Annotated in this window: 22 protein-coding genes; 12 read left to right on the plus strand and 10 right to left on the minus strand. The window is 72.0% G+C overall.

Annotated features, from left to right (window positions below; translation table 11 throughout):
• Nucleotides 1–6: 6 nt before the first annotated feature.
• On the minus strand, nucleotides 7–1,488 hold the full coding sequence (locus WMF39_RS05745) for a serine/threonine protein kinase (protein WP_437744538.1): 1,482 nt from the start codon (nucleotides 1,486–1,488) through the stop codon (nucleotides 7–9).
• Nucleotides 1,489–3,120, minus strand: a complete 1,632-nt coding sequence (gpmI, locus tag WMF39_RS05750) for a 2,3-bisphosphoglycerate-independent phosphoglycerate mutase (RefSeq protein WP_437744539.1) — start codon at nucleotides 3,118–3,120, stop codon at nucleotides 1,489–1,491. It abuts the gene before it with no gap.
• Between the two features lie 102 nt (nucleotides 3,121–3,222).
• On the opposite strand from gpmI, the gene WMF39_RS05755 reads away from it, so the two are divergent.
• The 5 genes from WMF39_RS05755 (at nucleotide 3,223) to WMF39_RS05775 (ending at nucleotide 6,592) form a co-directional block, all read left to right on the plus strand.
• On the plus strand, nucleotides 3,223–3,789 hold the full coding sequence (locus WMF39_RS05755) for a Uma2 family endonuclease (RefSeq protein ID WP_437744540.1): 567 nt from the start codon (nucleotides 3,223–3,225) through the stop codon (nucleotides 3,787–3,789).
• 238 nt (nucleotides 3,790–4,027) lie between these two features.
• Nucleotides 4,028–4,366: a hypothetical protein gene (locus tag WMF39_RS05760; RefSeq protein ID WP_437744541.1), complete on the plus strand. Its 339-nt coding sequence runs from the start codon at nucleotides 4,028–4,030 to the stop codon at nucleotides 4,364–4,366.
• Between the two features lie 188 nt (nucleotides 4,367–4,554).
• Nucleotides 4,555–5,103, plus strand: coding sequence for a hypothetical protein (locus tag WMF39_RS05765; protein WP_437744542.1), 549 nt, complete (start codon nucleotides 4,555–4,557; stop codon nucleotides 5,101–5,103).
• Nucleotides 5,100–6,062 carry an HTTM domain-containing protein gene (locus WMF39_RS05770; protein ID WP_437744543.1) on the plus strand — a complete coding sequence of 321 codons (963 nt, stop codon included), beginning with the start codon at nucleotides 5,100–5,102 and terminating at the stop codon, nucleotides 6,060–6,062. Before WMF39_RS05765 ends, WMF39_RS05770 begins: the two co-directional genes overlap by 4 nt.
• Before the next feature lie 59 nt (nucleotides 6,063–6,121).
• On the plus strand, nucleotides 6,122–6,592 hold the full coding sequence (locus WMF39_RS05775; protein ID WP_437744544.1) for an NUDIX domain-containing protein: 471 nt from the start codon (nucleotides 6,122–6,124) through the stop codon (nucleotides 6,590–6,592).
• Nucleotides 6,593–6,644: 52 nt separating this feature from the next.
• Here the strand turns inward: WMF39_RS05775 and WMF39_RS05780 are convergent, their stop codons facing one another.
• Nucleotides 6,645–7,118, minus strand: a complete 474-nt coding sequence (locus WMF39_RS05780) for an N-acetyltransferase family protein (protein ID WP_437744545.1) — start codon at nucleotides 7,116–7,118, stop codon at nucleotides 6,645–6,647.
• Nucleotides 7,119–7,407: 289 nt separating this feature from the next.
• On the opposite strand from WMF39_RS05780, the gene WMF39_RS05785 reads away from it, so the two are divergent.
• Nucleotides 7,408–8,583, plus strand: a complete 1,176-nt coding sequence (locus WMF39_RS05785) for a hypothetical protein (protein WP_437744546.1) — start codon at nucleotides 7,408–7,410, stop codon at nucleotides 8,581–8,583.
• 133 nt (nucleotides 8,584–8,716) lie between these two features.
• Here WMF39_RS05785 and mdh read toward each other — a convergent pair whose 3' ends face one another.
• Nucleotides 8,717–9,658 carry a malate dehydrogenase gene (gene mdh, locus WMF39_RS05790; RefSeq protein WP_012233684.1) on the minus strand — a complete coding sequence of 314 codons (942 nt, stop codon included), beginning with the start codon at nucleotides 9,656–9,658 and terminating at the stop codon, nucleotides 8,717–8,719.
• 128 nt (nucleotides 9,659–9,786) lie between these two features.
• On the opposite strand from mdh, the gene WMF39_RS05795 reads away from it, so the two are divergent.
• Together WMF39_RS05795 and purS are read left to right on the plus strand one after the other, a co-directional pair.
• The gene (locus tag WMF39_RS05795) at nucleotides 9,787–10,749 is read left to right on the plus strand and encodes a phosphoribosylaminoimidazolesuccinocarboxamide synthase (RefSeq protein WP_437744547.1); all 963 of its coding nucleotides are present in this window, start codon (nucleotides 9,787–9,789) and stop codon (nucleotides 10,747–10,749) included.
• Nucleotides 10,750–10,836: 87 nt separating this feature from the next.
• The gene (gene purS, locus WMF39_RS05800; protein WP_437532982.1) at nucleotides 10,837–11,085 is read left to right on the plus strand and encodes a phosphoribosylformylglycinamidine synthase subunit PurS; all 249 of its coding nucleotides are present in this window, start codon (nucleotides 10,837–10,839) and stop codon (nucleotides 11,083–11,085) included.
• Nucleotides 11,086–11,115: 30 nt separating this feature from the next.
• Here the strand turns inward: purS and WMF39_RS05805 are convergent, their stop codons facing one another.
• Both WMF39_RS05805 and WMF39_RS05810 read right to left on the minus strand, forming a co-directional pair.
• Nucleotides 11,116–12,039 (minus strand): hypothetical protein, encoded by a 924-nt coding sequence (locus tag WMF39_RS05805; protein ID WP_437744548.1) that lies wholly within the window; start codon nucleotides 12,037–12,039, stop codon nucleotides 11,116–11,118.
• A 141-nt stretch (nucleotides 12,040–12,180) separates the two neighbouring features.
• A complete protein-coding gene (locus WMF39_RS05810) occupies nucleotides 12,181–13,095 on the minus strand; it encodes a hypothetical protein (protein WP_437744549.1) in 915 nt (304 codons plus the stop codon).
• A gap of 307 nt (nucleotides 13,096–13,402) precedes the next feature.
• Between WMF39_RS05810 and WMF39_RS05815 the strand changes: the two genes are divergently transcribed.
• From WMF39_RS05815 to WMF39_RS05825, 3 genes are all read left to right on the plus strand, one after another.
• On the plus strand, nucleotides 13,403–14,503 hold the full coding sequence (locus WMF39_RS05815) for a hypothetical protein (protein ID WP_437744550.1): 1,101 nt from the start codon (nucleotides 13,403–13,405) through the stop codon (nucleotides 14,501–14,503).
• Between the two features lie 139 nt (nucleotides 14,504–14,642).
• Entirely contained in the window at nucleotides 14,643–17,312 is a 2,670-nt protein-coding gene (locus WMF39_RS05820; protein ID WP_437744551.1) for a HEAT repeat domain-containing protein, read from the plus strand.
• Nucleotides 17,313–17,397: 85 nt separating this feature from the next.
• The gene (locus WMF39_RS05825; protein ID WP_437744552.1) at nucleotides 17,398–18,054 is read left to right on the plus strand and encodes a hypothetical protein; all 657 of its coding nucleotides are present in this window, start codon (nucleotides 17,398–17,400) and stop codon (nucleotides 18,052–18,054) included.
• 101 nt (nucleotides 18,055–18,155) lie between these two features.
• Here the strand turns inward: WMF39_RS05825 and WMF39_RS05830 are convergent, their stop codons facing one another.
• Nucleotides 18,156–18,788, minus strand: coding sequence for a hypothetical protein (locus tag WMF39_RS05830; protein ID WP_437747948.1), 633 nt, complete (start codon nucleotides 18,786–18,788; stop codon nucleotides 18,156–18,158).
• Nucleotides 18,788–19,861 carry an AAA family ATPase gene (locus tag WMF39_RS05835; protein WP_437744553.1) on the minus strand — a complete coding sequence of 358 codons (1,074 nt, stop codon included), beginning with the start codon at nucleotides 19,859–19,861 and terminating at the stop codon, nucleotides 18,788–18,790. Before WMF39_RS05835 ends, WMF39_RS05830 begins: the two co-directional genes overlap by 1 nt.
• A 79-nt stretch (nucleotides 19,862–19,940) precedes the next feature.
• Here WMF39_RS05835 and WMF39_RS05840 point away from each other — a divergent pair, with 79 nt between their 5' ends.
• Nucleotides 19,941–20,402, plus strand: a complete 462-nt coding sequence (locus WMF39_RS05840; RefSeq protein WP_437744554.1) for a hypothetical protein — start codon at nucleotides 19,941–19,943, stop codon at nucleotides 20,400–20,402.
• On the opposite strand, the gene boxB is transcribed toward WMF39_RS05840, so the two are convergent.
• Together boxB and boxC are read right to left on the minus strand one after the other, a co-directional pair.
• On the minus strand, nucleotides 20,399–21,859 hold the full coding sequence (boxB, locus tag WMF39_RS05845) for a benzoyl-CoA 2,3-epoxidase subunit BoxB (protein ID WP_437744555.1): 1,461 nt from the start codon (nucleotides 21,857–21,859) through the stop codon (nucleotides 20,399–20,401). The genes WMF39_RS05840 and boxB overlap by 4 nt on opposite strands.
• Entirely contained in the window at nucleotides 21,856–23,652 is a 1,797-nt protein-coding gene (gene boxC / locus WMF39_RS05850) for a 2,3-epoxybenzoyl-CoA dihydrolase (RefSeq protein WP_437744556.1), read from the minus strand. Before boxC ends, boxB begins: the two co-directional genes overlap by 4 nt.
• Nucleotides 23,653–23,654: the final 2 nt, after the last annotated feature.

Raw genomic sequence — 23,654 nt, forward strand, 5'->3', positions numbered from 1 at the left:
CCGCCGTCAGGGCGACGCGTCCCTGTCCTCCACCGGCGGTGCGCCTGCGTCGATCGCGCCGCGATCGATCCGCATGCTCACGTCGAGCGTGACCGTCTGCCCCTCGGAGACGCTGATCGTGCGCTTCTCCTCGGGCGCGTTCGGGTGCCGGAACGTGACGTAGTGCCGTCCGGCCTGGAGCGGGATCGCCCGCGCCATCGGCGTCACGTCGATGAGCTCCCCATCGATGACGACCTCCGCCCACGGCCTGGCGAGGACCTTCAGGTAGCCGCGCTCCTCCGAGCGCGCGCCGGGCTGCCTGACCTCGGCGCTGGGCGGCTCCGCGGCGTCGTGCTGGCGGAGGCTGAGCTCGATGAGCGCGCCGCCCGCGACGACCAGCGCGAAGATGCCGACGAGCCGCCCCACGTCGGGCGCGAGCGACGGCGCGCTGCGCTGCTCGACGGCGGGGCGCGCGGAGGGCGCCTGAGCGGGCGGCAGCTCGTCGCCGCCGAGCTTGGCCGCCGCGAGGGCCCTCGCGATGAGCGCGCGCGGCTGCGGATGGCCGCGCTCCGCGAGCTCCTCGGCCAGGGCGTCCGCGACGGCGCGGCCGCTCTCGTAGCGCTGCTCCGGCTCTTTCTCGAGGCACCGGAGCACCACGCGCTCCAGGCCGCGCGACACGTCGGGCACGAGCCCCCGCAGCGGCTGCGGCGGCGCGTTGCGGATCCGGTGGGCGATGGCCCTGCCCTCGGCCCACCGGTCCTCGCCGCGCTCGCGCGGCGCGCCGGGCGCGCCCGGCGCGCGGTTCGACGGGTGGTTCGACGCGTGGCTCGACGTATGATTGGCATCCTCCGGCCCCGCCTTCGGCTCGTCGAACGGGCGCACGCCGGTGAGCATCTCGAACAGCACCACGCCGAGCGTGAAGACGTCCGCCTGAGGCCCGGGCTCTGCCCCGAGGATCTGCTCCGGCGCCATGTAGTCGGGCCGTGCGAACGTGTCGCTGCCCTCGAACGGCTCTGGCAGCGAGGGTTGCCGGCCGTCGGACGCCGCCGCGAACTCCAGGATCTTCACGCCGCCCGCGGGCGTGACGATGACGCGCTCGGGGCGCAGCTCGCGGTGCACGACGCCCCGCTCGTGCGCGTGCCCGAGGCCGCGCGCGATCTCCAGCGCGATGGCCGCCGCGGCGCCCTCCTCGAGGCGGCCAGCGCGGGCGCACAGGGCCGCGAGCGTCGGCCCCGAGAGCGGCTCCAGCACGAGCCATATCCGGTCCTCGTCGCGCTGGAAGTCGTGGATGTCGATGATGTTGGGGTGCCGGATGCGCGCGAGGATCTTCGCCTCGCGCTCGAGGCCGGCCGCGAACGCGCTCGCGGCCGACACCGTGGGCTTGAGCGTCTTGATCAGCGCCGCCCGGCCGAGCCCGGCGTGCTCGGCCCGGTACGTCACGGTGAGCGCCCGCGACGAGACGGCCTCGCGCAGGATGTACGGGCCGAGCTGCCTCTGGTCGGCGCCCACTTACCGCTGTCGGACGCGGAGCGTGCGCCCCGTCATCGCCGCGGGCTGCGGGAGGCCGAGGATCTCGAGCATCGTCGGCGCCACGTCGCAGATGCGGCCGCCGGACCGGAGCACGATGCCGGGGTCGTTCTTGTTCAGGTAGTAGAACGGCACCGGGTTGAGCGTGTGGGCGGTGTGCGGGTTGCCGTGCTCGTCCTTCATCTGCTCGCAGTTGCCGTGGTCCGCGGTGATCATCAGCGCGCCGCCGGCCTCGCGCACGGCGTCCCCGATGGCGCCGAGCCCCTTGTCGACCGCCTCGTTGGCGTGGATGGCGGCCTCGAGGATGCCGGTGTGCCCGACCATGTCCGGGTTCGCGAAGTTCACCAGGATGAAGTCGTACTTGCCGCTCTTGATCGCGGCCACGACCTCGCTCGCGACGCCCGCCGCGCTCATCTCCGGCTTCTTGTCGTAGGTGGCGACGTCGCGCGGCGAGGGCACGAGCTTCCTGTCCTCGCCCGGGAACGTCTCCTCGCGGCCGCCGTTGAAGAAGTACGTGACGTGCGCGTACTTCTCGGTCTCCGCGCACCGGAGCTGCGTGAGCCCGGCGCGGGCGATCACCTCGGGGAACGACTCGGTCACCTCGTCCTTCGGGAACGCGACCGGCAGCTTCAGCGCCGCGTCGTACTCGGTCATGCCGCTGTAACAGTTCTCCTGGAAGGCGAAGACCGGCTTGCCCCGGTCCGAGAGGAGCTCCAGCACCTCGGCCGGCAGGTTCCGCCGCGTGAGCATCGCCGAGATCTCGCGCATGCGGTCGGGCCTGAAGTTGACGGAGAGGCCGACCTCCTCTCCCTGCCACTCCCAGCGGGGCTCCTTCGAGGCGAAGTCGGCCACGAAGTCGCCCTTGATGCCGTTATAGTCGCCGATGCGGACGGGCTCGACGAACTCGTCCGTCTTCCCGGCCGCGTACGACTGCTGGATCGCGTCGAACGCCGTGTCGGCCCGCGGCGCGTCGCCGCGCACGATCGCGGTGTAGGCCTTCATGACGCGGTCCCAGCGCTTGTCGCGGTCCATGGCGTAGTACCGGCCCGAGATGGTGCCGATGACGCCGATGCCCTGGAGCGCCTCCTCGATCTTCTCGACGTAGCCCCACGCGCTCTTCGGCGGCGTGTCGCGGCCGTCGAGGAACGCGTGCAGGACGAGGGGCACCTCGTGGAACTTCGCGAGCTTGATCAGCGCGAGGAAGTGGTCGAGCGACGAGTGGACGCCGCCGTCGGAGACGAGCCCGAAGAGGTGCACCCGGCACTTGCGGTCCTGCGCGATCCGGAACGTCCGGTCGATGATCTCGTTCGAGCCGAGCTTGTTCTCGGCGATCGCGACGTCGATGCGCGAGATGTCCATCAGCGCGATCCTCCCCGCGCCGAAGTTCAGGTGGCCGACCTCGCTGTTGCCCATCTGCCCCACCGGGAGCCCGACGTCCGGGCCGCTCGTCCCGATCAGCGTCTTCTCGGAGTCGCGCTTGATCGCGTCGAGGTTCGGCATCGCCGCGAGGGCGATCGCGTTCTGGTCCTTTTCTTCGCGCTCGCCGAATCCATCGAGGATGCAGAGGACGAGCGGACGGGGGCGTTGCGTGGGGGAGGGGGCTGCTTCGCTCATGGCGGCGGAATCTACAACGAACCCGCGGCGATCGGAGGGGGGCTGCTCACGGATTTTCGCCTGGCGAGCCGCCGCGCGCGGCGTGCATGCTAACATCCGACCATGTCCGATTGCGCCCGTCGCGCCACGTACCAGGATGTGCTTGACACGCCGCCGAATCAGGTGGCGGAGGTCCTGAACGGCGTCCTCCACGCGACGCCGCGGCCCTCCGTGTCCTCCCGCAACGTGACGTCGGTGCTCGCGGGCGAGCTTTACCTGCCATTTCGTCGGGGCATCAAGGGGCCTGGCCGGTGGGCGCTGCTGGTCGAGCCCGAGCTGCACCTCGGCACCGATCCGGACATCGTGATCCCTGACATCGCCGCGTGGCGCCGCGACCGGATGCCGCAGATCCCGATGCGGAACGCGGCGATCTTCCTCGCGCCCGACTGGGTGTGCGAGGTGATCTCGCCGTCCACCGAGGCGCTCGATCGCCGCGACAAGATGGAGATCTACGCGCGCGAGCTCGTGGCGCACTACTGGCTGATCGACCCGCGGCTCCGGCTCCTGGAGGTCTACCGCATCGACGGTGGGCGGTTCGCGCGCGTGGGCGCGTGGGAGGGTGACGTCACCGTGCGCGCGGCGCCGTTCGACGCCGTGGAGATCGAGCTCGGCGTTCTTTGGCAGGAATAGCGCAGGAATAGCGCAGGAATAGCGCAGGAATAGCGCAGGATCTGCCGTCGCCGGTCGGCGTCGAGCCGCGTGCCGGGCGAGGTGCGTGAGCTCCGCTTTATCGTGATTGTCACCCCGAGATCGGGGAAGCGACGACCATCCGCCGGATGCAGCCGGGGCGTGCGGCTTGCATGGGTGTTGAGGACACTCGGCCATGTTCGGCGCTCGTCATGAGCAGCGGTCACACGGGGGGATGAACATGAAGCGCATCAACATCATCGGCCTGCTGGCCGCGCCGCTCGCATGCCTCGGGGCAGCGCAGCTCGCCTCGGCCTCACCCACGACGCCCGTCGAGGAGCTCGTCCTCATCGCGGAAACACGAGCTCCCGTCGCTGCGGATGCAGCCGACGCTCGTCCTGCACGCCAGCGGCCCTGGTACGGTCACTGGTACGCGTCCTGGTATGGTCACTGGTACAGGCCCTGGCATGGGTACTGGCACGGTCATTGGCACGGTCACTGGCACGGTCATGGTCACTGGCACGGTCATGGTCACTGGCATGGTCATTGGCATGGTCTCTGGTACGGGCACTGGCGGTGACATGACCGGCGGCGGTCCGATGGGGGGCCTCGCCCCCTCGGCCGGCGGACGCCCGATGGGGGGCAGGACGGATCGTCGAGGGCGCCGGCGCCGCGGCAGGAGAGCGGGACGGGCGGCCCTCTCCCCGTCTCGCTCTTGTCGGTCAGGTTCGCGGGCGCTCGCAGGCGGGCACACCCGGAGGGAGCTGCATGGAGGGAAAGCGAAACAGCCGGAGCCACGCCGCAGCCCTGGTCGCCGTCGTGGGCCATCTAGGCCTCGTCGTCATGGGCGCTCTCCAGATCCATCCCGAGGGAGACGGCTGGCTTGCGCGGGCGCTCGCGGTTTACGGCGCGCTCTCCGGGGCCGAGAGCGGCTATGCCTTCTTCGCGGACAGCATCACCCCGCTGCCCAGGGCCAGCTTTCACGTCTCGGATGCCGGCGGTGCGACCCTCACCGACGCCCTCGAGTCGGGCGCCAGCCGCGAGACGGAGATCCGGATACTGAACCTCATCACGCCTTTCTTGAGCGTGGAGGACCCGACGATCCAGCGCTCGATCGCCGCCTCGTGGGCGGGCAAGGTGCTGGCGAGACACCCCGCGGCCGAGAGCATCCTCGTCCGACTGGAGACGTGCGATCTGCCGTCGATGCGGGAGTACCGGGAGGGGAAGCGGTCCAGCTGGAACCTGCAGTACGAGGCGAAGTTCATGATCCGCGCGAAGCTCCGGGCCTCTCGAGAGGCGAGCGGGGGTGCGCGGTGAAGGATCCTTCGATCGGCCTCCGCGGGGCGGCCGCAGGCGGCGAGCCCGCGCGCGTCCTCCGCGCGATCGAGCGCTTCGCGCTGGCGCCGGCCTCGGCGGCGCCGCTCGCGGCCCTCCGCATCGGGCTCGCGGCCGTGCTCTTGCTTCAAGCGGCGCTCGTCGCGCCCGCGCTCTTCGAGCTCTACGGCCGGTCCGGGATCCTCCAGGGGCCTCTGCGCGACGTGTTCGCGAGGACCGATCTGCCACGCATCGGCTGGGCGGTGGAGCTCCTTGCCCCGCTCGGGATCGGGGAGGATCCGGTCATCGTGGGCACGGGGGTGATCTACGTGGTTGCCCTCGCCGCGCTCCTGGCCGGTTGGTGCACCAGGGCCGCGGCCTTCCTGGCGTGGCTCACCCACCTGATGCTGGTGACGACGGCGAGCTCCACCGTCTATGGCGTGGACAGCTTCGCCAGCATCTTTCTCTTCTATCTCCTCTGGATGCCCTCGGAGGCCGCCTTCTCCATGGATCGCCGGCTCGGGCGCGTGCGGGGAGGGCCCACGCCGGCAGCCCGGCTCGGGTTGCGCGTGGTGCAGCTGCACCTCTCGTTCGCTTACCTCGTCAGCGGGCTGGGAAAAGCAGCGGGCGAGGCGTGGTGGGACGGCGAGGCGATCTGGCGTTCGGTCATGTTGCCGGAATACCGGCAGTTCGACCTCTCGTGGCTCGCCGGCGCCCCCTGGCTCGCGGCGGTCGCCGGGTGGACGGTGCTGCTCGTGGAGATCGGCTATGGCTTCCTGATCTGGCCGCGCCGCACGCGGCTGCCCTGGGTCGTCGCCACCGTGGCGCTGCACGCCGGGATCGCCTTGTTCATGGGGCTCCTCGTGTTCGGCGCCCTCATGGCGGTGCTCACCATCGCCGCGTTCGCGGTGCCGAGCGAGCCCCCCGGGCCTGAGGCTCCGGCTGGCGCGGCGCCTGGGTGATCCTCGCGTCCCCCCTTCTGGCGAACGGCGCCCCCGGATAGGCTGTCGCAGGTTCGATCATGTCGCGCACGGCCATCCCGACCTGGTGCTTCGCCGTGGTGCTGGTGAGGCACCGGAACCGGTTCCTCCTCGTGCACGAGCGCAAGCACGACCAGCTCTGGTATCTGCCGGCGGGCCGCGTCGAGCCCGGGGAGACGTTCGCGGACGCGGCGCGGCGCGAGGCGCTGGAGGAGACCGGCGTCCCGGTGGAGCTGGAGGGCATCCTGCGCATCGAGCACAGCCCGGGCCCCTGGCAGGCGCGCTTCCGGGTGATCTTCCTCGCGCGGCCTCGGGACGCCACGCCCCCGAAGAGCCAGCCGGACGAGCACTCGCTCGAGGCGCGCTGGGTCACGCTGGAGGAGCTCGCGGCCTTGCCGCTGCGCGGCCCCGACGTGGAGCTCTATTGCGGCGACGTGCTCGCCGGAGCGCAGGTCTTCCCGCTGTCGCTGCTCGGGGCCGAGGGGGAGCCGCTCCTCGTGAGCGGCCGCTGAGGCGGCTCCCCTCGTGCCGTGGCGGTCGTGCTGGCCGCGCGGCTGCTCGTGTCTACAGCTTCAGCTTCATCCCCTCGTGGCTCGCCACGAAGCCGAGCCGCTCGTAGAAGCGGTGCGCGCGCAGCCGCGCCTTGTTCGAGGTGAGCTGCACCCGGAAGCACCCCCGCCGCCGCGCCTCGTCGATGGCCCATCGCATCATCGCCTCGCCGATCCCGCGGCCCCGCAGGCTCGGGTCCACGATGACGTTCTCGATCTGCGCCACCCGTGCTCCGCGGTTCGCCACGTACTGGATGATGGTCAGGTGGAACGCGCCGGCGACGCGCCCCTCGACCTCCGCGACGAGCAGCGCGTTGTTCGGATCTTCCGCGATGGCGGCGAGCGCCTCGCGGTAGCGCGGATCGAGCGGCGGGCCGGGGTGGTCCGTCTTCGCGTTGCCCTCGTCCGGGATCGAGAAGAGATGGACGATCGCCGGCAGGTCTGCCTCGGCGGCGCGGCGGATGGCGGGTACGAGCTGCGGCTGGCTCATGCACGCATCCTGCCACAACACATGGCGGTCCCGCACGGAATCGCGGAATCACGGAATCACGGAAGCAGAGGGGCAGGGGAGCAGAGGAGCAGAGAAACAGACGAGCGGAAAAACAGATATACTGAGAAGCCGCAGCGCAGGGAGCGGGAAGCGTGAATGAAAAGAACCTCGGGAGTTCTTCCTTTTTAGGCCCGTGCGATTCGCCTTCATGCCCGAGTGTGATCTAGACACAGGCGATCAAGCCGTGCAGAGTCGACGCACCATCATGTCGACCCGGAGGACCGTGTAGATGCGCGTAGTCAACACAGCCGACATCCTCGCGATCGAGTCTCTCAAGGCGGATGAGCGCACCCTGCTGGGGCTGTTCAAGGAGCTCCGGAAACATTCGGAGCTCTCGGCTTACCTGCCCGAAGTCTGCCACCTGTCCTTGCGATGGGTACGCCTCCTCGAAGGTCAGCCGCTCAGGCCTCGCGGGCTCCTCGGCAAAGGCATGATCGTCGTCACCGAAGGCTCGGGCGAGGTCATCGGGGACTCGCCCAGCAGCGTCCGGGCGGGAGACGTCGTGATGGTCCCTCCCGGCGGGCTGCAGGGGCTCGTGGGCGGCGCGCCGGACGGGCTCTCCGCGATATCCATCCATCTCGAGGAGCTCGACGAAAGCGAGCCTCGGTGGGACACGCCGTGTCTGTGCGCGGCGCTCGGGCGGGAGGACAGCGCGGACGAGGCGTCCCCGGATCGCGCCGTGTCCCCCGTGGATCTCCTCGTCGAGGAGAACGAGGTCCACGCGCGGGAGTTCGCGGGCAGCCCCTTGATGCAGCTCATCCGGTCCGAGCGCGCCCTCCGGGACGACGTGAAGCGGCGGATGCTCGGCGCGCTCCAGATCTGGTCGAACGCGTTCCAGAAGGTCCTGTGCGCCAGGGTCGTCTTCGAGTCGCACCCCGGGGCCATCGCGATCGCCGAGCGCCACCTGGCCGACGAGGTCGGGCACAACCGGAGGCTCTCCAGGATGCACGACCCGCGGAGCTCGCCGTCCTGGGACCGCGGCATCGCCGCGGCGTCGTCCTGGTTCATCGAGCGGATGGGCTCGGCGTCCACCGAGGAGCGGACGGTCCTCGTCCACTTCGTCATCGAGCGCTGCGCCGACATCCTCCTCACGGCGGCCCAGCAGGTCTTCCCCGACTCGGACTACTTCGCGACGCACGCCGAGGTGGACGCCGAGCACTTCAAGCTCGGGTACAGCCTTCTGAAGGGCTTCCCCGGCCTGGACCTCGGCCCGCTGCGGGGCGCGCTCACCGAGGGCTGGCAGATGATGAACCTGATCTGCCAGCGCATCAGCGACATCGCTGCAGGGGACGGCGACGCGGCCGCCGAGATGCCGGCGGGCGGCGCGAGCCCCGGCGAGCTCGCCCGCGATCCTCGGCGCGAGCTGACGGCCGTGCTGGATGGCCTCTACGGCGGTGTGATGTGAACCGCTGAAGCGCCGAGGGAGAGGGAGAGCCCTTCGCCCTCTCCTCTCCCTCCCGCTCCTGGCGCGCGTTTCGCTCCTGCCGCCCGTGCTCTTCGTGACGCGCGGCGCGCCAGCGCAGGCGGCGCGACCGGCGCTAGCTCGAGGCCTTCACCACGTCGGTGATGCCCTGCACGCTCTTCGCGCTCTTCGCGAGCATCTCCTTCTCTTCTGCGGTCAGCGGCAGCTCGACGATCTTCTCGATGCCCTTGCCGCCGAGGATGACCGGCACGCCCATGAAGATATCCTTGTAGCCGTACTCGCCGTCCAGGTAGGCCGCGACGGGGAGCAGCCGCTTCTGGTCGAGCAGGTAGCTCTCGGCCATCGCGACGGCGCTCGAGGCGGGCGCGTAGTAGGCGCTCGTCCCCATGAGCTGGACGATCTCGCCGCCGCCCTTGCGGGTCCTCGCGATGAGCGCGTCGAGCTTCTCCTTGCTGATGAGCTCGGTCGCGCGCACGCCGTTGATCGTGCACGCCGACGGGATGGGCACCATGTCGTCGCCGTGGCCGCCGAGGACCATCGCGCGCACGTCCTTCACGGACACGTTCGCCTCGCGCGCCAGGAACAGCTGGAAGCGCGCGCTGTCGAGCACGCCCGCCATGCCGAGCACGCGCTCGCGCGGGAAGCCGGTGCGGCGCTTGAACTCGTAGACCATCGCGTCGATCGGGTTCGAGATGACGATCACCAGCGCGTTCGGGCAGTGCTCCTTCGCGCCGTCCGCCACGCTGCGGATGATCGGCAGGTTCGTCGCGACCAGGTCGTCACGGCTCTGGCCCGGCTTGCGCGGGATGCCGGCCGTGACGATGAGGACGTCGGCCCCTGCACAGTCCGCCCAGCTCGAGGTGCCCTTGATCGAGGCGTCGTAGCCCAGCACGGCGCCGTTCTGCTCGAGGTCGAGCGCCTTGCCTTTCGCGAAGTCCGTCTTCTGGGGGATGTCGAACAGAACGACGTCCCCGAGCTCCTTGCGCGCGATGAGGGCCGCGAGCTCCCCGCCGATGTTGCCGGCGCCGATAAGGGCGATCTTTCTTCGGTTTGCCATGGGCGGCCCTATTACCACCCCCCCGGCCGGAGACCAACGGGGCTCCAGGGCGGGCACGGAGGAGGGAACTCGGCCGGCGTCTTCGAAACCTGTCGACTCGGCCCGCGAGCCCGGGTAAGCCGCGCCCCATGGTCACCGAGGACGATCTGCGCACCGCGCTCGGCAGGGTGCTCGAACGCACCTCGCTCGCGGGCCCCTTCGCCCGCTACGAGGGCAAGGTGCGGGACTGCTACACGACGCCGGACGGCCGCCGCCTGCTCGTCGTCACCGACCGCATCAGCGCCTTCGATCGCGTGCTCGGCACGCTGCCGCTCAAGGGCCAGGTGCTGAACCGGCTGTCCGCCTTCTGGTTCGAGCGCACGCGGAGCGTCGCGCCGAACCACATGATCTCCCAGCCCGACCCGAACGTCCTCGAGGCGATCGAGTGTGTGCCCCTGCCGGTCGAGATGGTGGTGCGCGCCTACGTGACGGGCGTGACCTCGACCAGCATCTGGACGCACTACGCGCGCGGCGAGCGCGTCTTCTGCGGCCACCGGCTCCCCGAGGGCCTCCGCAAGAACGAGCGCCTGCCGCGGCCCATCCTGACGCCGAGCACCAAGGCGCCGAAGGGCGGGCACGATCTCTCCGCCTCGCGCGAGGAGATCCTCGCCCTCGGCACGATCGCGCCGCGCGACTTCGACGCCGCCGCCGAGATGGCCCTCGCGCTCTTCGAGCACGGCGCCCGCGCGTGCGCGGAGCAGGGGCTCATCCTCGTCGACACCAAGTACGAGTTCGGCAAGGACCGGGACGGGAACATCGTCGTCATCGACGAGATCCACACCCCCGACTCGTCCCGCTTCTGGTTCGCCTCGTCCTACGGCGAGCGCTTCGCGGCCGGCGAGGACCCGGAGTCGTTCGACAAGGAGTACGTGCGCCGCTGGCTCGCCGCGCGCGGCTTCCAGGGCGACGGGCCGATCCCCTCGATCCCGGACGAGGTCCGGATCGAGGCGTCCCGCCGCTACATCGAGGCGTTCGAGCGGATCACCGGGGCGGCGTTCGTCCCCGACCTCGAGGACCCGGCGGTGCGCATCCCGCGCAACCTGGGGGTGTGAGGCGGGCGCGGCCGCGCCCATGAATCGTCGCGGGGCGCAGGTGCGCACCGCCATCGCGTCGCGCGAAGAGCGCGTGGAGCAAAGCCAGTGAAAGCCGTCGTCAACGTCCGACTGAAGAAAGAGGTCCTCGATCCGCAGGGCGACGCCGTGAAGCGCGCCCTCACCTCGCTCGGGTTCCCCGGCGTGAAGGGCGTGCGCGTGGGCAAGCTCATCGAGATAGAGCTCGACCCCTCGCTCGGCAGCGCGCCCGACCTCGAGCAGCGGCTGAAGAAGATGGCGGACGAGATGCTCGCCAACACCGTCATCGAGGACTACGAGGTCACGATCGCGCCGTAGCCCTCGCCCCGGCCCTCGGGGGCCGGCGGCTCAGGCCTCGGGCGCGACGAGCTTCTTCGCCCAGAGGATGGCGTCCTTGCGGGCGCGGCCGACGACGAGGTGCCGCGCCAGCACGGCCGAGCGGCGGAAGCCGTTCGCGAGGAGGGCGGCGCACAGCTCCTGGTCGTCCGCGGGGGCGAAGGTGAACGTGCTCACGGCCTTCTCCTCGACGAGGCGGTCGCAGAGCGCGCCGATGGCGGCCGTCGTGGCGAGCCGCTCCGCCTCGTGGCGCGGCGGGCACAGGATCTCCAGGAACGAGTTGCCGAAGCACGACTGCATCTCCCACGCGGCGTGCAGCGTGAAGCCGCCCCGCGCGGACAGCACGTAGCCCGTCCGCACCGCGTCGCGCCCGAACGGCTCGAAGCCCGTCAGCGCCCGCCCCGCCCGCTGCGCGGCCGCGACCGCGCGCCGCAGCTCGACGCCGCTCGCGGGCGCGATCTTGATCGCGGGCAGCGGCCGCCCCTCGGCCTCCCGGAGCAGCCGCCTCGCGCGGCCGATCGTGCGCTCCGCGAGCAGGACCGCCGGAGAGGCCGCGACGTCGTCTCCCTCGCCGCCCTCCTCGCCGTCGCCGCTCGTGCGCAGCCGCGACGTCATCTCGGACACGACCGCCCCGAGGATCCAGGCGTCGCTGCGCTTGTAAAAGCCGGGGATCGACCCCTCCCGCGTGAACCCGAGGCGGGTCCACGTCGGCACCTCGTCGCGCTCGACCAGCGTGAAGATCTTCTCGACCCCCTCGCGCTTGGCGGTCGACAGGACGAAGCTCCGCTTGGACGGCGTGGGTCCCGCTCGGAAGTCGACGATGCGGAGCGTCCGGTGCCGTCGATTGACCAGCAGACAGAGCGAGACGGAGTCGTTCCGGAACAGGAGCTCGTCGACACCGCTGCTCGCCGTCGAAGACAAGTTTGTCGCTGCCATACCCCCTCGTGCTCGGCGCAGACGTGACGCCTCGGATCAGATGTTCATTGCAGAATTGCAAATTGCAGATCTGCAATGCCCCCCCTAGCCGTCGAGGCCCACAGCGTCAACGATGTCGGCGGGATCGCGGTGAGGAGGGGCTCAGGGGGTCGCGGCGAGCCGGCTCGCGTCGGTCGCCTTGACCCCGAGGGCCACGAGCGCCTCCTGGAGCCGGGAGCGCTGGAGGGAGATGCGGGTCGGCATCCCTCCGGAGATCTTGAACGTCTCGAGGAAGTTCACCCCGCTGTCGAACCGGGCGGCGAAGGTGATGCTGTCGTTGTCGACGACGACGGAGATGGGCGCGCGCTCCTGCCCGATGAGGAGGAGCAGGGTCTTGTCGTAGGCCCCGCCCCGCTGGGAGGCGTCGACGAGGACGAGGCCCGGCTCGACGCGCTCGTAGCGGAGCGCGATCCGGCGGGTCTCGGCTTCCATGGTGGCGAGCTCGGCGCCGGCCTGGTCGATGGGAGTCCAGAGCGACGGGTCGGAGAGGCCTGACGCGAGGTGCCGGACGATGAGGCCGAAGAGGGCCTGATCGCGGGGGCGGGCGCGGAGCGCGCGGTCCATGCGGGTGGCGGCCGGGCCCGGGACGCCGATGCGGGTGTCGATGGCGCGGGCGTCGTCGTCGCAGCCGGGGTAGGGCTCGACGCCGCCGCGCATCCACTTCGCGCCGCTGGCGAGGCCGTCGAAGTCGACGTGGCAGACGAGGGTGTCGACGCGCCCGGCGCGGGCGACGAGCTCCGGCGTGATCATCTCGGGGCAGGCGCCGTGCTCGGCCTTGGTCGACAGGACGAAGCGCGGATCGCCGGCGAAGCGCGCGTGGTGGGCGCTGTCGTGGTGGTCGACCCAGGCGGCGAGCCGCGGCCCGAGGTCCTGGATGAAGGGCAGCGTGACCGTCTCGAAGCTCTTGCCCCCCGCCTCCGAGGCGAAGGCGATATCGAGAACGGCGACGTTGCCGCGCAGATCGCGGGCGCGGGGGAGCTTGCGGGGGGAGGCGAAGGCGAGATCGAATCCGTGCATGGCGTGGCTTCCCGGGGAGGTAGGTACCGTCCAGCCGGGCGACCCGGCGCGTGCCGCGTCGGGCGCCCTGCTCCATACACCCGAAACGGTCGAAGCGCTGCGGTGGAGGACCTTTCTCGGGCGAGGCCTGAATGATCCGCTAGGATGATCCGACCAACGGCAGTGGCGGCTCGGCGTGCCGGGCGGCCCCGCAGCGAGTGCGCCGCCGCGCAGAGCAGGCCGGCGGTTCCAGGGAGACTCGACAGGCGGGGACCGCGCTCGGGCTCGCCGCGCGAGCGGGGCTGCTGGCCTGTGTCGGAGGAAGTGGATGAGAAGCGACGTTCTGGGACTCGGTCTTCTGGCTCTTGGGGGGGTGCTCTGCGCGGGGCTCCCGGGCACGCCGGCCGTCTCCGAGGCGAAGGCAGAGCCCGCCCAGGTGGTGGTGTCGGCCGCGCAGGTGACGGGGGCGGCCGCGCAGGCGACCGCGGCGGTCGGCCAGGCGGTGTCGGGGCCGGCGTGCAAGCTGAAGGGGACGGCGCCGGTGCCCAAGGGCGCCCGGCTGCATGACGCGCCGAGCGGCGGCAGGACGGTCGCGAGCTTCACCGGCGCGCTGGTCCCGATGACGCTGAGCGCGATCCCGGCGGATCCGGCGGCGGGCCGCGCGCGGCTGAGCACGTCGGACAGCTCGCCTGCGCTGCGGATCGACGGCTACATCGCGCCCTCGGACGTCGCGGTGTTCACGACGCGCGACATCCCGGTCATCGCCGGGCACGTGTGGATCTCGAGCGCGCAGAAGGTGAAGCTCGTCGCGGCCACGGGCGACTCGCTGCGCGCGGAGCTCTCGATCTCCGGGTCTGAAAGGCAGACGGCGAAGGCCTCGGCCCCCTGCGACGCCTTCGCGCTGCAGCGCGGCGTCTCCACGAAGATGGAGATCCCCGGCAGCGCCCGCGGGTACCTGATGAAGACGTCGACGATCGAGCTCTTCGATCGCCCGGACGGCGACGTGATCTTCACGCTGAGGATGCTGGAGGGGACGGCCCAGCTCTTCTGGAGCACCGAGGCGAAGTCCGGCTTCGTTCACCTGATGTCGCGGGGCGACCTCACGATCGACGCCTGGGGTCGCCTCAAGGATCTCGAGCCGCTGAAGAAGGGCGAGATGATGGACCAGTACATCCCGCCGACGACCGCGGTGGCCGGCGCGCAGCTGGCGCTCGACAAGGCGCCGCCGATCGTGAAGGCGACGAGGGCGATCCCGGTCCGCGCGCGGCGCGACGAGAAGGAGAAGCCGATCGGCGAGATCGAGGCCGGCGCGGAGATCTACCTGCTCGAGACGGTGGCGGGCTGGACCAACGTGCTCCCGAAGGCGCTCGGGATGACGCCGCCGGACGAGGGCGGCTTCTGGATCCCCGCCTCGGAGACGCCGAAGTAGCGAGGGCGCGCGGGCTCGCCGTGCGCGGCGGGCCCGCCCGGACGACGCGCCGCAGCGCCGGTCCGGGTGGGAGCGGCGCTGTGCTCGAGGCGTCAACTCTCGAGGGGTCTCGCCGCGCCGGGCGATTAGGATGGCGCGCATGTCCAGATCGCCGTTTCGTTTCCGGCGGCCTCGCCTTGGCGCCGTGGCCGGGGTGATCGCAGCCTCCGCGGCCGTGGGTGGCAGCGCCGCCGCGCAGGCCGCGCCCGTGGTGCTCCCTCACGCGGCGGGCCAGCAGGCGCTCGCTGTCCGCATCGATCCGGGCGGGGTCACTGCCCGCGCCTGTCCCGCCGCGGCGGCGTGCGCGCCCGACGGCGGCAAGGTCCTCGCCGTGCCGTCCGAGGTGGCGCCGCTGCTCGGCGGCGCGCGCGTCGTGCCGGTCACCCTGGCGGACGGCAAGCGCCTCGCCAAGATCGAGGCGCCGGCCGGGGGAAAGCCGGCGGGCGCCGGCGCGCCGGAAGGCGCGAGCGGCAGCTGGGTGATGCTGCTCGCGGCGCCGCTCGCGGGGAAGGGGACGGAGCCGCTCGTGCTCTGGAGCGGCTGGACCGGCGTCGCGACCGGGGAGCACGGCGAGGGGCGGAGCGACGCCGTGGTCGTGGAGCCGCTCGGCGGCAGCGGCAGCCGTGTGCTCGTCGGGCAGCTGCGAGACGACGTGACCCTCTGCGGGCGGCCGGCGCTGGTCGGCGCGAGCGAGGTCGATCCCCGGACCATGACGCTCCTGAAGGGGGCCAGCTTCCAGAACCTCTCGGCGGAGGAGCGGCGCGGTGCAGGCAAGGTGGTCGCCGAGCGCCGTGACGCCGACGCGGCGGCGGCTGCCTTCCGGCTGCTGCGCCCGACCGCCGCGTCGAGCGCGGTCGGCAAGCGCTTCGCGGAGATCGCCGACGGCGATCCGAAGACCGCGTGGTCCGAGGGCAAGGCGGGCGCGGGCCGGGGCGAGTTCGTGTCGTTCTCGTCGGCGGACGAGGTCGGGATCACGGGCCTGGGTCTGCGCATCAAGCCGCCCGACGGCGTCGAGGGCGGCGCCGCGCCGCGCACGCTCTTCGTGGCGACGCCCGACCGGCTCTTCCAGGTGAGCCTGCCCGAGGACGCGTGGCTCAAGGAGTCCGCCGGCTACGAGGTGAAGCTCCCCGAGGAGATCAAGGCCTCGTGCATCGCCGTCGTGCTCGACGACGCGTACGCGCCGGCGGGGGCCGGGGGTCGCGGCGCGCCCGCGGCGCCGGAGGCGCGGGTCACGATCGCCGAGGTCACGGCGCGCACGGCGTTCGACGGGCAGGGTCCGGAGGCGCTCGTGGGCGCGCTCGCGGGCGGCGGCGAGCGATCCAGGGCGGCGGCGGCGCTGCTCGCGCGCGGCGGGCCGGAGGCGGTCGAGGCGGCGATCGCCGGCTATGACAGGCTCGACCCCGCGGGCAGGCAGCTCGCCCGGGGCGTGATCGACACGGCGCCCTGCGCGGTGCAGATCCCGTTCCTCACCGCGCGGCTGGCGTCCGGCGCGGCGTCGGCGGCGCAGCTCGCGCCCGGCGCGGCATCCGCGGGGCGCGCGTCCGGGTTGGCATCGGCCGCGCCGGGGCGCGCCCCTCGCGCCGCGCCGCCCGAGCCCGATCCGGAGCTCCACCACGCGCGCGATCGCATCCGCCGCTGCGGGCGCGCGGCCGCGCCGGCGCTCGCGGAGATCGTGAAGGCGGGCGCGGCCGCGGCCAGGGTGACGGCGGCCCGGGAGCTCGCGCTCGTCGCGCCGGCCGAGGCGATCCCGGCGCTGCTCGACGCCCTCGCCGGGGCGCGCGGCGCGGCGCGGAGGGAGTTCCGGGCCGCGCTCGCGCTGGCGGCGCGGAGCGAGCGGGCCGCTTCCGTGGTCGAGGAAGAGGTGCAGATCGAGCGGCTCCGCGCCCGGCCGGAGGACGCGCAGCTCGATCTGCTGCGCGCGCTCGGGCCGGCGCTCGGGCGGGTGAAGGGCGGCGGGGCGGCGTTCCAGGCGCTCGCTTCGGCGGGTAGCGCGCCCTTCGAGCGGCGTTACCTGCTGCAAGCGCCGGCCGCGGCGCTCGCGCGCGCGGGCGAGGCGCCGGCGGAGGCGTACCTCCGGGCGTCGCTCCGGAAGGACGCGGACGCGCACGTGCGCCTCCGCGCGGCCGAGGTCGCGGCGGACGTGCCGTCGCTCGCGCAGGACCTGCTCGCGGCGGCCTCCGATCCGGACGCGCGCGTGCGCGAGGCGGCGATCGTGGCGCTCGCGCGCGCGGCCTCTGCCGGCGCGAAGCTGCCCGCCGGCGCGGCCGAGGCGCTCGCGGCGCGGCTCACCTCGGACCCGTGGACGTTCATCCGGGGCGGCGCTGCGCTCGCGATCGGCGCGATGCAGGCGACGCCGGCGGGCGATCGGGCGCTCGTCGGGGCGCTCGCCGACAGCTCGCCCGAGGTGCGCCGGCACGCGCTCGACGGCCTCGGCGCGCACCGCGCGACAGCGCACATCGAGGCCGTGCGCGACCGGGCGGAGGACAAGGAGGAGGACGTCGAGGTGCGCGCGCGGGCGATCCTCGCGCTCGGGGCGATGTGCGACGCGAGCTCGGTCGACCTGTGGACGCGGCTCGCGCACCGGGCGAAGGCGCCGATCGGCGAGCACGATCAGCGGCTTGGCTCGGCGGCGCTCGCGGCGCTCGGGTCGGTGCACCCGGCGGATCTGCCCGCGCGCCTCAAGCCGCTCCTCGACAAGGACACGCCGCACGGCCTGCGCGAGGCGGCGAGGGCAGCGCTTTCCGCGGCGCCGCAGTGCGGCCGCCGCTGACTGAGAATCGAAGGCCGGCAGGGGGGCGGCAGGCCGCCAGCGATGCCCCTCGCTCTCCACTCTCCTTCATCGGCCAACGAAACGCGTGCTCAACCTTCACAAGCTGGTTCGGGACGCGCTTCTGGACGACGCCACGCACTCCCCGACCCTGCGAGCTCGCCTCGAGCGGGACGGGGCGCGCGCCTTTCGCTACTTCGACCGGATCCTGCGCAGTCGTGAAGCCTACGCCAGGGTCGGTCTCGACCTCACCGAGTTCTCTTCGCTGCTCCCCTTCGATATCTCCAGCCTGTCCACCCTGCTCCTGGTTTGTCTCGCCATGCAGCGCGACGGCTACCTGCGTCAGCGTACCGTCTCCGCGCTCGCCGTCCGAGTGGAAGCCATCTCGCTGGCTGGCGTCGCAAACCGGACGCGCTCTCCGTCGTTCCACAACATGAGCTGGAACCTCTTCTTCGGCTGCTCGCAGCCAATCGCAGCCCGTCGCTCCGACTCCTGGCATTGCGTGAGCATCGTCGGCGCGCGGACGCCGATCGCATCGAGGTCGCATGCCTCGACGGCAACGCCAATGTGCGCTTGTACGCTCGGCGCTACCTCCGCAAGCTCCATAGGAGCGTCGACCACCGCGACCGCGCGCTCTCGATTCTCACGAGCTCCGCCGGCCAAACCGCGCAACTCATCGGCGCCCTCGCGGTACTCTCAGAGTTCGGCCGCGAACAGGATCGACCTCTCATCGAGACGTTCGTGAAGGACAAACGCGCAAGGGTCGCCGCCGAAGCAGCTCGCACGCTTCGACTTCTGGGATAGCCCCTTCCGACCATGGCTGTTCCATCGTGAGGGCGTCAGCGCTCATCTCACGACGCGTCCTGCCCGCCGCGGCAGCACCGTGCGCGCGCGTGCGAGCCACTCGCCGAGCGACGTGGCGTCCGGGGGGACCGCGTCGAGGTCGGCGTCCTCCGCCACGCGCACCATGGCGGCGCCGTCGCCGGGCATCATGCCCTTTGCAGCGAGCATCGCCTGCGCCCTGAGGGGCGACATCTCCTCGGTCGTCTTCTCGCCGAGCAGCGCGAGGATCCAGGCTCCGAGCGCCGGCGCGGCCACGCCGCCGATCACGTCGGGTGGCGAGGACAGGGCCGACGAGACGCGCCGGATGCCCTCGGCGATCGCCTCGCGGCGCGCCGGATCGCGGTCGATGTCGCGGGCGAACGCGAGGATCTCGCACCCCGCCTCCTGCGCGTCGAGCGCCGCGCCGAGCACGTGGTGCGTGTCCTCGTGGGCCGCGCCGCGCGCCTGGTACTTCCGGATGCTCTTCCACTCGCGGGCGCCTCCGACGACCCACCCGCTCGGCTGGACGCGGGAGAGCAGCGTGAAGAGCACGCCGGGGTGCTTGTCCGACTGGTAGGCGGGCGCCCCGGCGCGGCTGCCCAGCTCGCTCTCGCCCTCGCCGACAAGGAAGACCCGGATCCGCTCGGGCGCCTTCATCACGGCCGCGGCCCTCCCCCGAGGAGCGGCGCCTCGTCACCGCCGTTGGCGTAGCTCAGCCAGAGCTCCCCCAGCGCGTACACCCTCGCCCGATCCTCGAAGCCCGGCGTGTCCAGGATGCGCGTGGCCCTCATCCCCCGCTCGCCAGCGCGGGTGACGACCGTGACCTCCTCCGGCTGCAGCTCGTTGACCACGAGCGGGCTGTGCGTCGCGAGGAGGACCTGGGTCTTCTCGGAGACGAGGCGCAGCGCGCGCATCACGTCGGCGATGCGCGCGGGGTGCAGCCCGTGCTCGGGCTCCTCGACGAGGAGCAGGGGCGTCGGATCGAGGTGCGGCAGCGCCGCGAAGGCGAGGTAGTAGAGCATGCCCTCGCTCATCAGCGACGCCGGCACGACGGCGCCGCCCTCGAGCTTCACGCCGATGGCCTTCGTCGTGGAGCTCGGGTTGGCGAGGTGGAGGCTCTTCACGCTGGGGAACAGGCGGGTGAGCTCCTCGTTCAGATCGACGTACGCCGACAGGTCGCGGCTGATGACGGCGTCGTAGACGGCCGGCAGGCCCGTGCCGCGCTCGTCGGCGAAGCAGAGCGGGTGCCCGTCGGGGATGAGCGGGTGCGGGGCCCTCAGCGCGTCGGGATCGAGGCGGAGCATCTGCGCCCCGCGCAGCGCCTGGACGATGTCCAGGGCAGGGCGCTCCGGGCTGGGCGCGCCGCCCGCGTCGTCCCCGTCTGCGTCGTCGAGCAGGGAAGGGGGCTCGAGGTCCCTGGGGAACGACATGGACCGGACCCGGCCCCCGGCGTCGAGCTCCACGCGCCACGTCGTGCTCGCCGCCGACACCTCGAACACGGCGCCGTCCGGGGCCTTGCTCGTGGGGCCGGCGCGCCCGAACGTGTCCGGCGACGGCGCCCCGAGCGCCCGCTCGAGGACGGAGGAGAGCGTGCGGAGCGCCCGCAGCACCGTGCTCTTGCCGCTGTCGTTGGGCCCGATGAGCGCATGCAGCGGCGTCAGCTCCAGGGTCGCGTCCTGAACGCAGCCGTAGCCCTGGATGCGGAGCTGCTCGACGTAGGGTCGGTCCATCGAGATCGACCCCAGCATAGCCGCTCGCTCGGCAGCAAGGAACTTGGCCCGTCCTCGCCAGCCCCTCTACGCCGCGGTCATGCGTCGCCTCCCGTCGATCGCGCTCGTCGCCCTCATCGCGCTCGCCGTCCCCGTGGCGAGCGGCCTCGGCGAGCGGCACGCCAGCGCCAGCGTCGCCTATGAGTCGCCTTACACCTTCGAGCAGACCTTCGGCACGGCGCTGCGCCTCGTGCGCGTCGATCTCGGCTTCAAGATCGTCGAGAAGGACGTCTCCAATGGTTACCTGCTCTTCGAGTACCGGAGCCCGGAGAGCGGCGGCAGGGTGACGCAGGGGGCGATCGAGGTCGTGGACGGCCGCGCCGGGGTGCACGTCGCCGTGCAGCTCCCGGCGATGCCGCAGTACCACGAGCAGGTGCTCCTCGACGGGCTCGTGAAGAAGCTCGCCGACGAGCACGGCGACCCGCCGAAGAAGGCGCCTTCAGGCGGGGGCGCACCTCCCCCTGACGCGGGCGCGCCTTCGCCCGACGCCGGCGCGCCCTAGCCGCGCCGCACGTACTCGAAGTCGACGGGCTTGCCCTTGAGCCCCTTGGTCGGCGCAGCGATCCAGTTCGCCATCTGCTTCGGATCGAACACCGGCTTCTCCATCAGGCTCCGCACGTAGGCCTCGTCGCTCGCCGTCGGCAGCCACGCGTCGCGCTGGCGCTCCCACGCCTCCTTCGAGAGCGGGTTGCCGTCGACGTCGAAGTGGAGCCCCGCGTAGATCCCCGAGCTCCGGTGGAAGCGCCGGCTCGGCAGGCTCAGCTTGAACGACACGCCGGACGCCTCGATCACCCGGTTCATCTTGTCGATCCCGCGCTGCGAGTCGGCCACGTACTCGTCGCGCAGCACCTCGTTCATCGCGTTCCTGAGCGGCACCTCCTCGCGCCGCCAGCCGGTCACCGCGCCGCCCCCGGCGGCGGGCACGTGCGGCACGTGCGGCACGTGCGGCACGTCGATCACGTACACGCCGTCGAGCGCCCGGTGGTCGTCGTACGACGCCTCCTTCGCGCGGCCCTTCACGCTCGAGGCGAAGAACGACGCCGCGTTCGACGAGATCTCCCCGCCGAAGAGGTCCAGCGACAGCGAGTACCAGAGGTTCAGGTACTTCTGCATCGTCGGCAGATCGATGCCGCCCTCGGCGCGCGCGTCCTCGTTCGCGTTGCGCTTCATCAGCTCGCACGTGCGCTCGACGATGCGGAGCAGGCCCGTCTCGCCGACGAACATGTGGTGCGCCTCCTCGGTCAGCATGAACCGCGTCGTGCGCGACAGCGGATCGAAGCCGCTCTCCGCGAGCGCGAGCAGCTGGTACTTGCCGTCGCGATCCGTGAAGTAGGTGAACATGAAGAACGAGAGCCAGTTCGTGCACGGCTCGTTGAAGGCGCCCAGGATCCGCGGCTTGTCCGGGTCGCCGCTGCGCCGCTCCAGGAGCGCCTCCGCCTCCTCCCGGCCGTCGCGGCCGAAGTGGCTGTGCAGGAGGTACACCATCGCCCAGAGGTGCCGCCCCTCCTCGACGTTCACCTGGAGCAGGTTCCGCAGGTCGTAGACGCTCGGGCAGCTCTGGCCGAGCAGCCGCTGCTGCTCCACGCTCGCGGGCTCCGTGTCTCCCTGCGTCACCACCAGCCGCCGCAGCATGTTCCGGAGCTCCCCCGGCACCTCTTGCCACGCCGGCTCGCCCAGGTGGTCGCCGAAGCCGATCGTCCGGTCCGCCACCCGATCCGCGAGGAAGATGCCCCAGCGGTACTCCGGCATCTTCACGTAGTCGAAATGCGCCCACCCCTCGTGATCGACGCTGATCGCCGTGCGCAGGTAGATGTCGTCCGCCTGGAAGCCCTCGGGCCCCGTCTCCCGCCACCAGTCCAGGAACTTCGGCTGCCACGCCTCGAGGGCGCGCTGCAGCTTCCTGTCCGACGCGAGGTCGACGTTGTTCGGGATCCTCTCCGAGTTGACGACCGCGCTCATGTCCGCCTCCAGTCGAATTCGGGGCGCTCCGGCCGCCCGTACACCGTCAGCGCGCCCCGCTGGCCCACCGCATTGGGGCGCTGGAAGATCCAGTTCTGCCAGGCTGACAGCCGCGAAAAGATCTTCGTCTCCATCGTCTCGGGCCCGCAGAAGCGCAGGCTCGCCTCCATCCCGGTGAGCGCGTCGGGCGACAGGCTCACCCGCTCCTCGATCGCGAGCCGCACCTCGTCGTCCCAGTCCATCGCGTCCGGCGCGAAGGTGCAGAGGCCCTCCTCCAGCGCCTCCTCGGCGGACAGGAGGCCCCTCTTCTCCTTCAGCGCGGCCACGCGCTCCGGCGCGCCGAGGAAGCGCGACGCGAGCCGCGTCAGGCCGTTCGACATGACGAGCGGACCGAAGTTCAGCGAGCTCAGCGCAATGGACGCGGGCGACGCGGGCGACGCGGGCGCCCCTGCCTGCCCCTCGTCCCCTCCGCCGTCCAGCATGTAGGAGCGGTCCGCCGCGAGGGCGAGCTCGAACAGGCTCCCCGCGAAGCAGGAGCCCGGCTCGATCAGCGCGAACACGCTGCGCGCCGTGAGGTCGAGCCGCTTGAGCACGCGCCGCATGTGGAGCAGCACCTCCTTCACGAACCAGTCGTCGCGGCTCGCCCACAGCGCCTCGTCCGCGGCCCGCACCGCGGCGGGAGAGCCGGACGTCCGCAGGAGCACGAGGCCCACCGTCGGGTGGTTGAAGCGGAGGTCGAGCAGCGCGTCGTCGAGCTCGCGGAACGCGCGGAGCGCCCACAGGTCCGCGCCCGCCCGGCGCATCCCGGCGGCGTCGGTCGGCGTCTCGCGCGTCTCGCGCGTCTCGCGCGTCTCGCGCCCTTCGCCGTCCGGCCCGAGCACGCGGATCTCCGCGGTCCTCGCGGCGCGGTCCACCTTCATCGACACGTGGCGGTAGTCGCAGGTGGACACGTCGCCCGCCGTGGCGCGCCGCGCCTCGAGCGGCGAGAGCCTCACCCCGGGCCCCGCCCTGTCCGGCGTCGCCGCCGCGAGCTCGGCGGCGCGCTGGGCCACCACCTGCTCGAAGCGGCTCTTCGGGATCGATCGATCGACGAGGCCCCACTGCTCCGCGCGCTTGCCGCGCACCCCCTCGGCCAGCGTCGAGAACACGTCCGCGAGATCGCGCCGCACCTTGCGCTTGTCCACGAGCCGCGTGAGCCCCCCGGTCCCCGGGAGCACGGCGAGCAGCGGCGTCTCCGGGAACGAGACGGCGCTGCTCCCGTCGTCGGCGAGGAGGATCTCCTCGCACGCGAGCGCGAGCTCGTAGCCGCCGCCCGAGGCGACGCCGTTCAGCGCCGCGAGGTAGCGCTGCCCGCTCTCGGAGCACGCCTCCTCGATCGCGAGGCGCGTCTCGTTCGTGAACTTGCAGAAGTTGACCTTGAACGCGTGCGTCGACGACCCGAGCATGTAGATGTTCGCGCCGGCGCAGAAGATCCGCGGCTGCGCGCTCGTCACGACGACCGCCTTCACCTCGGGGTGCTCGAAGCGCAGCCGCTGCACGATGTCGGCGAGCTCGATGTCGACCGCGATGTCGTAGCTGTTGAGCTTCAGCTGGTAGCCGGGCCGCGCCGCCGCGTCCTCGTCGACGTCCATCGCCACGCGCGCGATCGCCCCCTCGAACGAGAGCTTCCAGTGCCTGTAGCGGCCTGGCTCCGTCTCGAAGCGGAGGGGCGCGTCCTCGCCGGACGCGCCGTCTTCCCGGGCCCTGGTCTGCGGCGCCGGCGCCGCGGAAGGAGGAGAGGTGGTCGCTTCCATAC

This window comes from Sorangium sp. So ce1504, from assembly GCF_051521635.1.
GTDB classification, from domain to species: Bacteria; Myxococcota_A; Polyangia; order Polyangiales; family Polyangiaceae; genus Sorangium; species Sorangium cellulosum_B.

Coding starts and splice junctions, on each gene's coding strand:
- mdh (WP_012233684.1), bottom strand. CDS start 9,658: ATGGCAAACCGAAGAAAGATCGCCCTTATCGGCGCCGGCAACATCGGC.
- gpmI (WP_437744539.1), bottom strand. CDS start 3,120: ATGAGCGAAGCAGCCCCCTCCCCCACGCAACGCCCCCGTCCGCTCGTC.
- boxC (WP_437744556.1), bottom strand. CDS start 23,652: ATGGAAGCGACCACCTCTCCTCCTTCCGCGGCGCCGGCGCCGCAGACC.
- WMF39_RS05840 (WP_437744554.1), top strand. CDS start 19,941: ATGCGTCGCCTCCCGTCGATCGCGCTCGTCGCCCTCATCGCGCTCGCC.
- WMF39_RS05830 (WP_437747948.1), bottom strand. CDS start 18,788: ATGAAGGCGCCCGAGCGGATCCGGGTCTTCCTTGTCGGCGAGGGCGAG.
- WMF39_RS05760 (WP_437744541.1), top strand. CDS start 4,028: ATGAAGCGCATCAACATCATCGGCCTGCTGGCCGCGCCGCTCGCATGC.
- WMF39_RS05835 (WP_437744553.1), bottom strand. CDS start 19,861: ATGGACCGACCCTACGTCGAGCAGCTCCGCATCCAGGGCTACGGCTGC.
- WMF39_RS05780 (WP_437744545.1), bottom strand. CDS start 7,118: ATGAGCCAGCCGCAGCTCGTACCCGCCATCCGCCGCGCCGCCGAGGCA.
- WMF39_RS05755 (WP_437744540.1), top strand. CDS start 3,223: ATGTCCGATTGCGCCCGTCGCGCCACGTACCAGGATGTGCTTGACACG.
- WMF39_RS05805 (WP_437744548.1), bottom strand. CDS start 12,039: ATGGCAGCGACAAACTTGTCTTCGACGGCGAGCAGCGGTGTCGACGAG.
- boxB (WP_437744555.1), bottom strand. CDS start 21,859: ATGAGCGCGGTCGTCAACTCGGAGAGGATCCCGAACAACGTCGACCTC.
- WMF39_RS05820 (WP_437744551.1), top strand. CDS start 14,643: ATGTCCAGATCGCCGTTTCGTTTCCGGCGGCCTCGCCTTGGCGCCGTG.
- WMF39_RS05810 (WP_437744549.1), bottom strand. CDS start 13,095: ATGCACGGATTCGATCTCGCCTTCGCCTCCCCCCGCAAGCTCCCCCGC.
- WMF39_RS05785 (WP_437744546.1), top strand. CDS start 7,408: ATGCGCGTAGTCAACACAGCCGACATCCTCGCGATCGAGTCTCTCAAG.
- WMF39_RS05765 (WP_437744542.1), top strand. CDS start 4,555: ATGGAGGGAAAGCGAAACAGCCGGAGCCACGCCGCAGCCCTGGTCGCC.
- WMF39_RS05795 (WP_437744547.1), top strand. CDS start 9,787: ATGGTCACCGAGGACGATCTGCGCACCGCGCTCGGCAGGGTGCTCGAA.
- WMF39_RS05815 (WP_437744550.1), top strand. CDS start 13,403: ATGAGAAGCGACGTTCTGGGACTCGGTCTTCTGGCTCTTGGGGGGGTG.
- WMF39_RS05775 (WP_437744544.1), top strand. CDS start 6,122: ATGTCGCGCACGGCCATCCCGACCTGGTGCTTCGCCGTGGTGCTGGTG.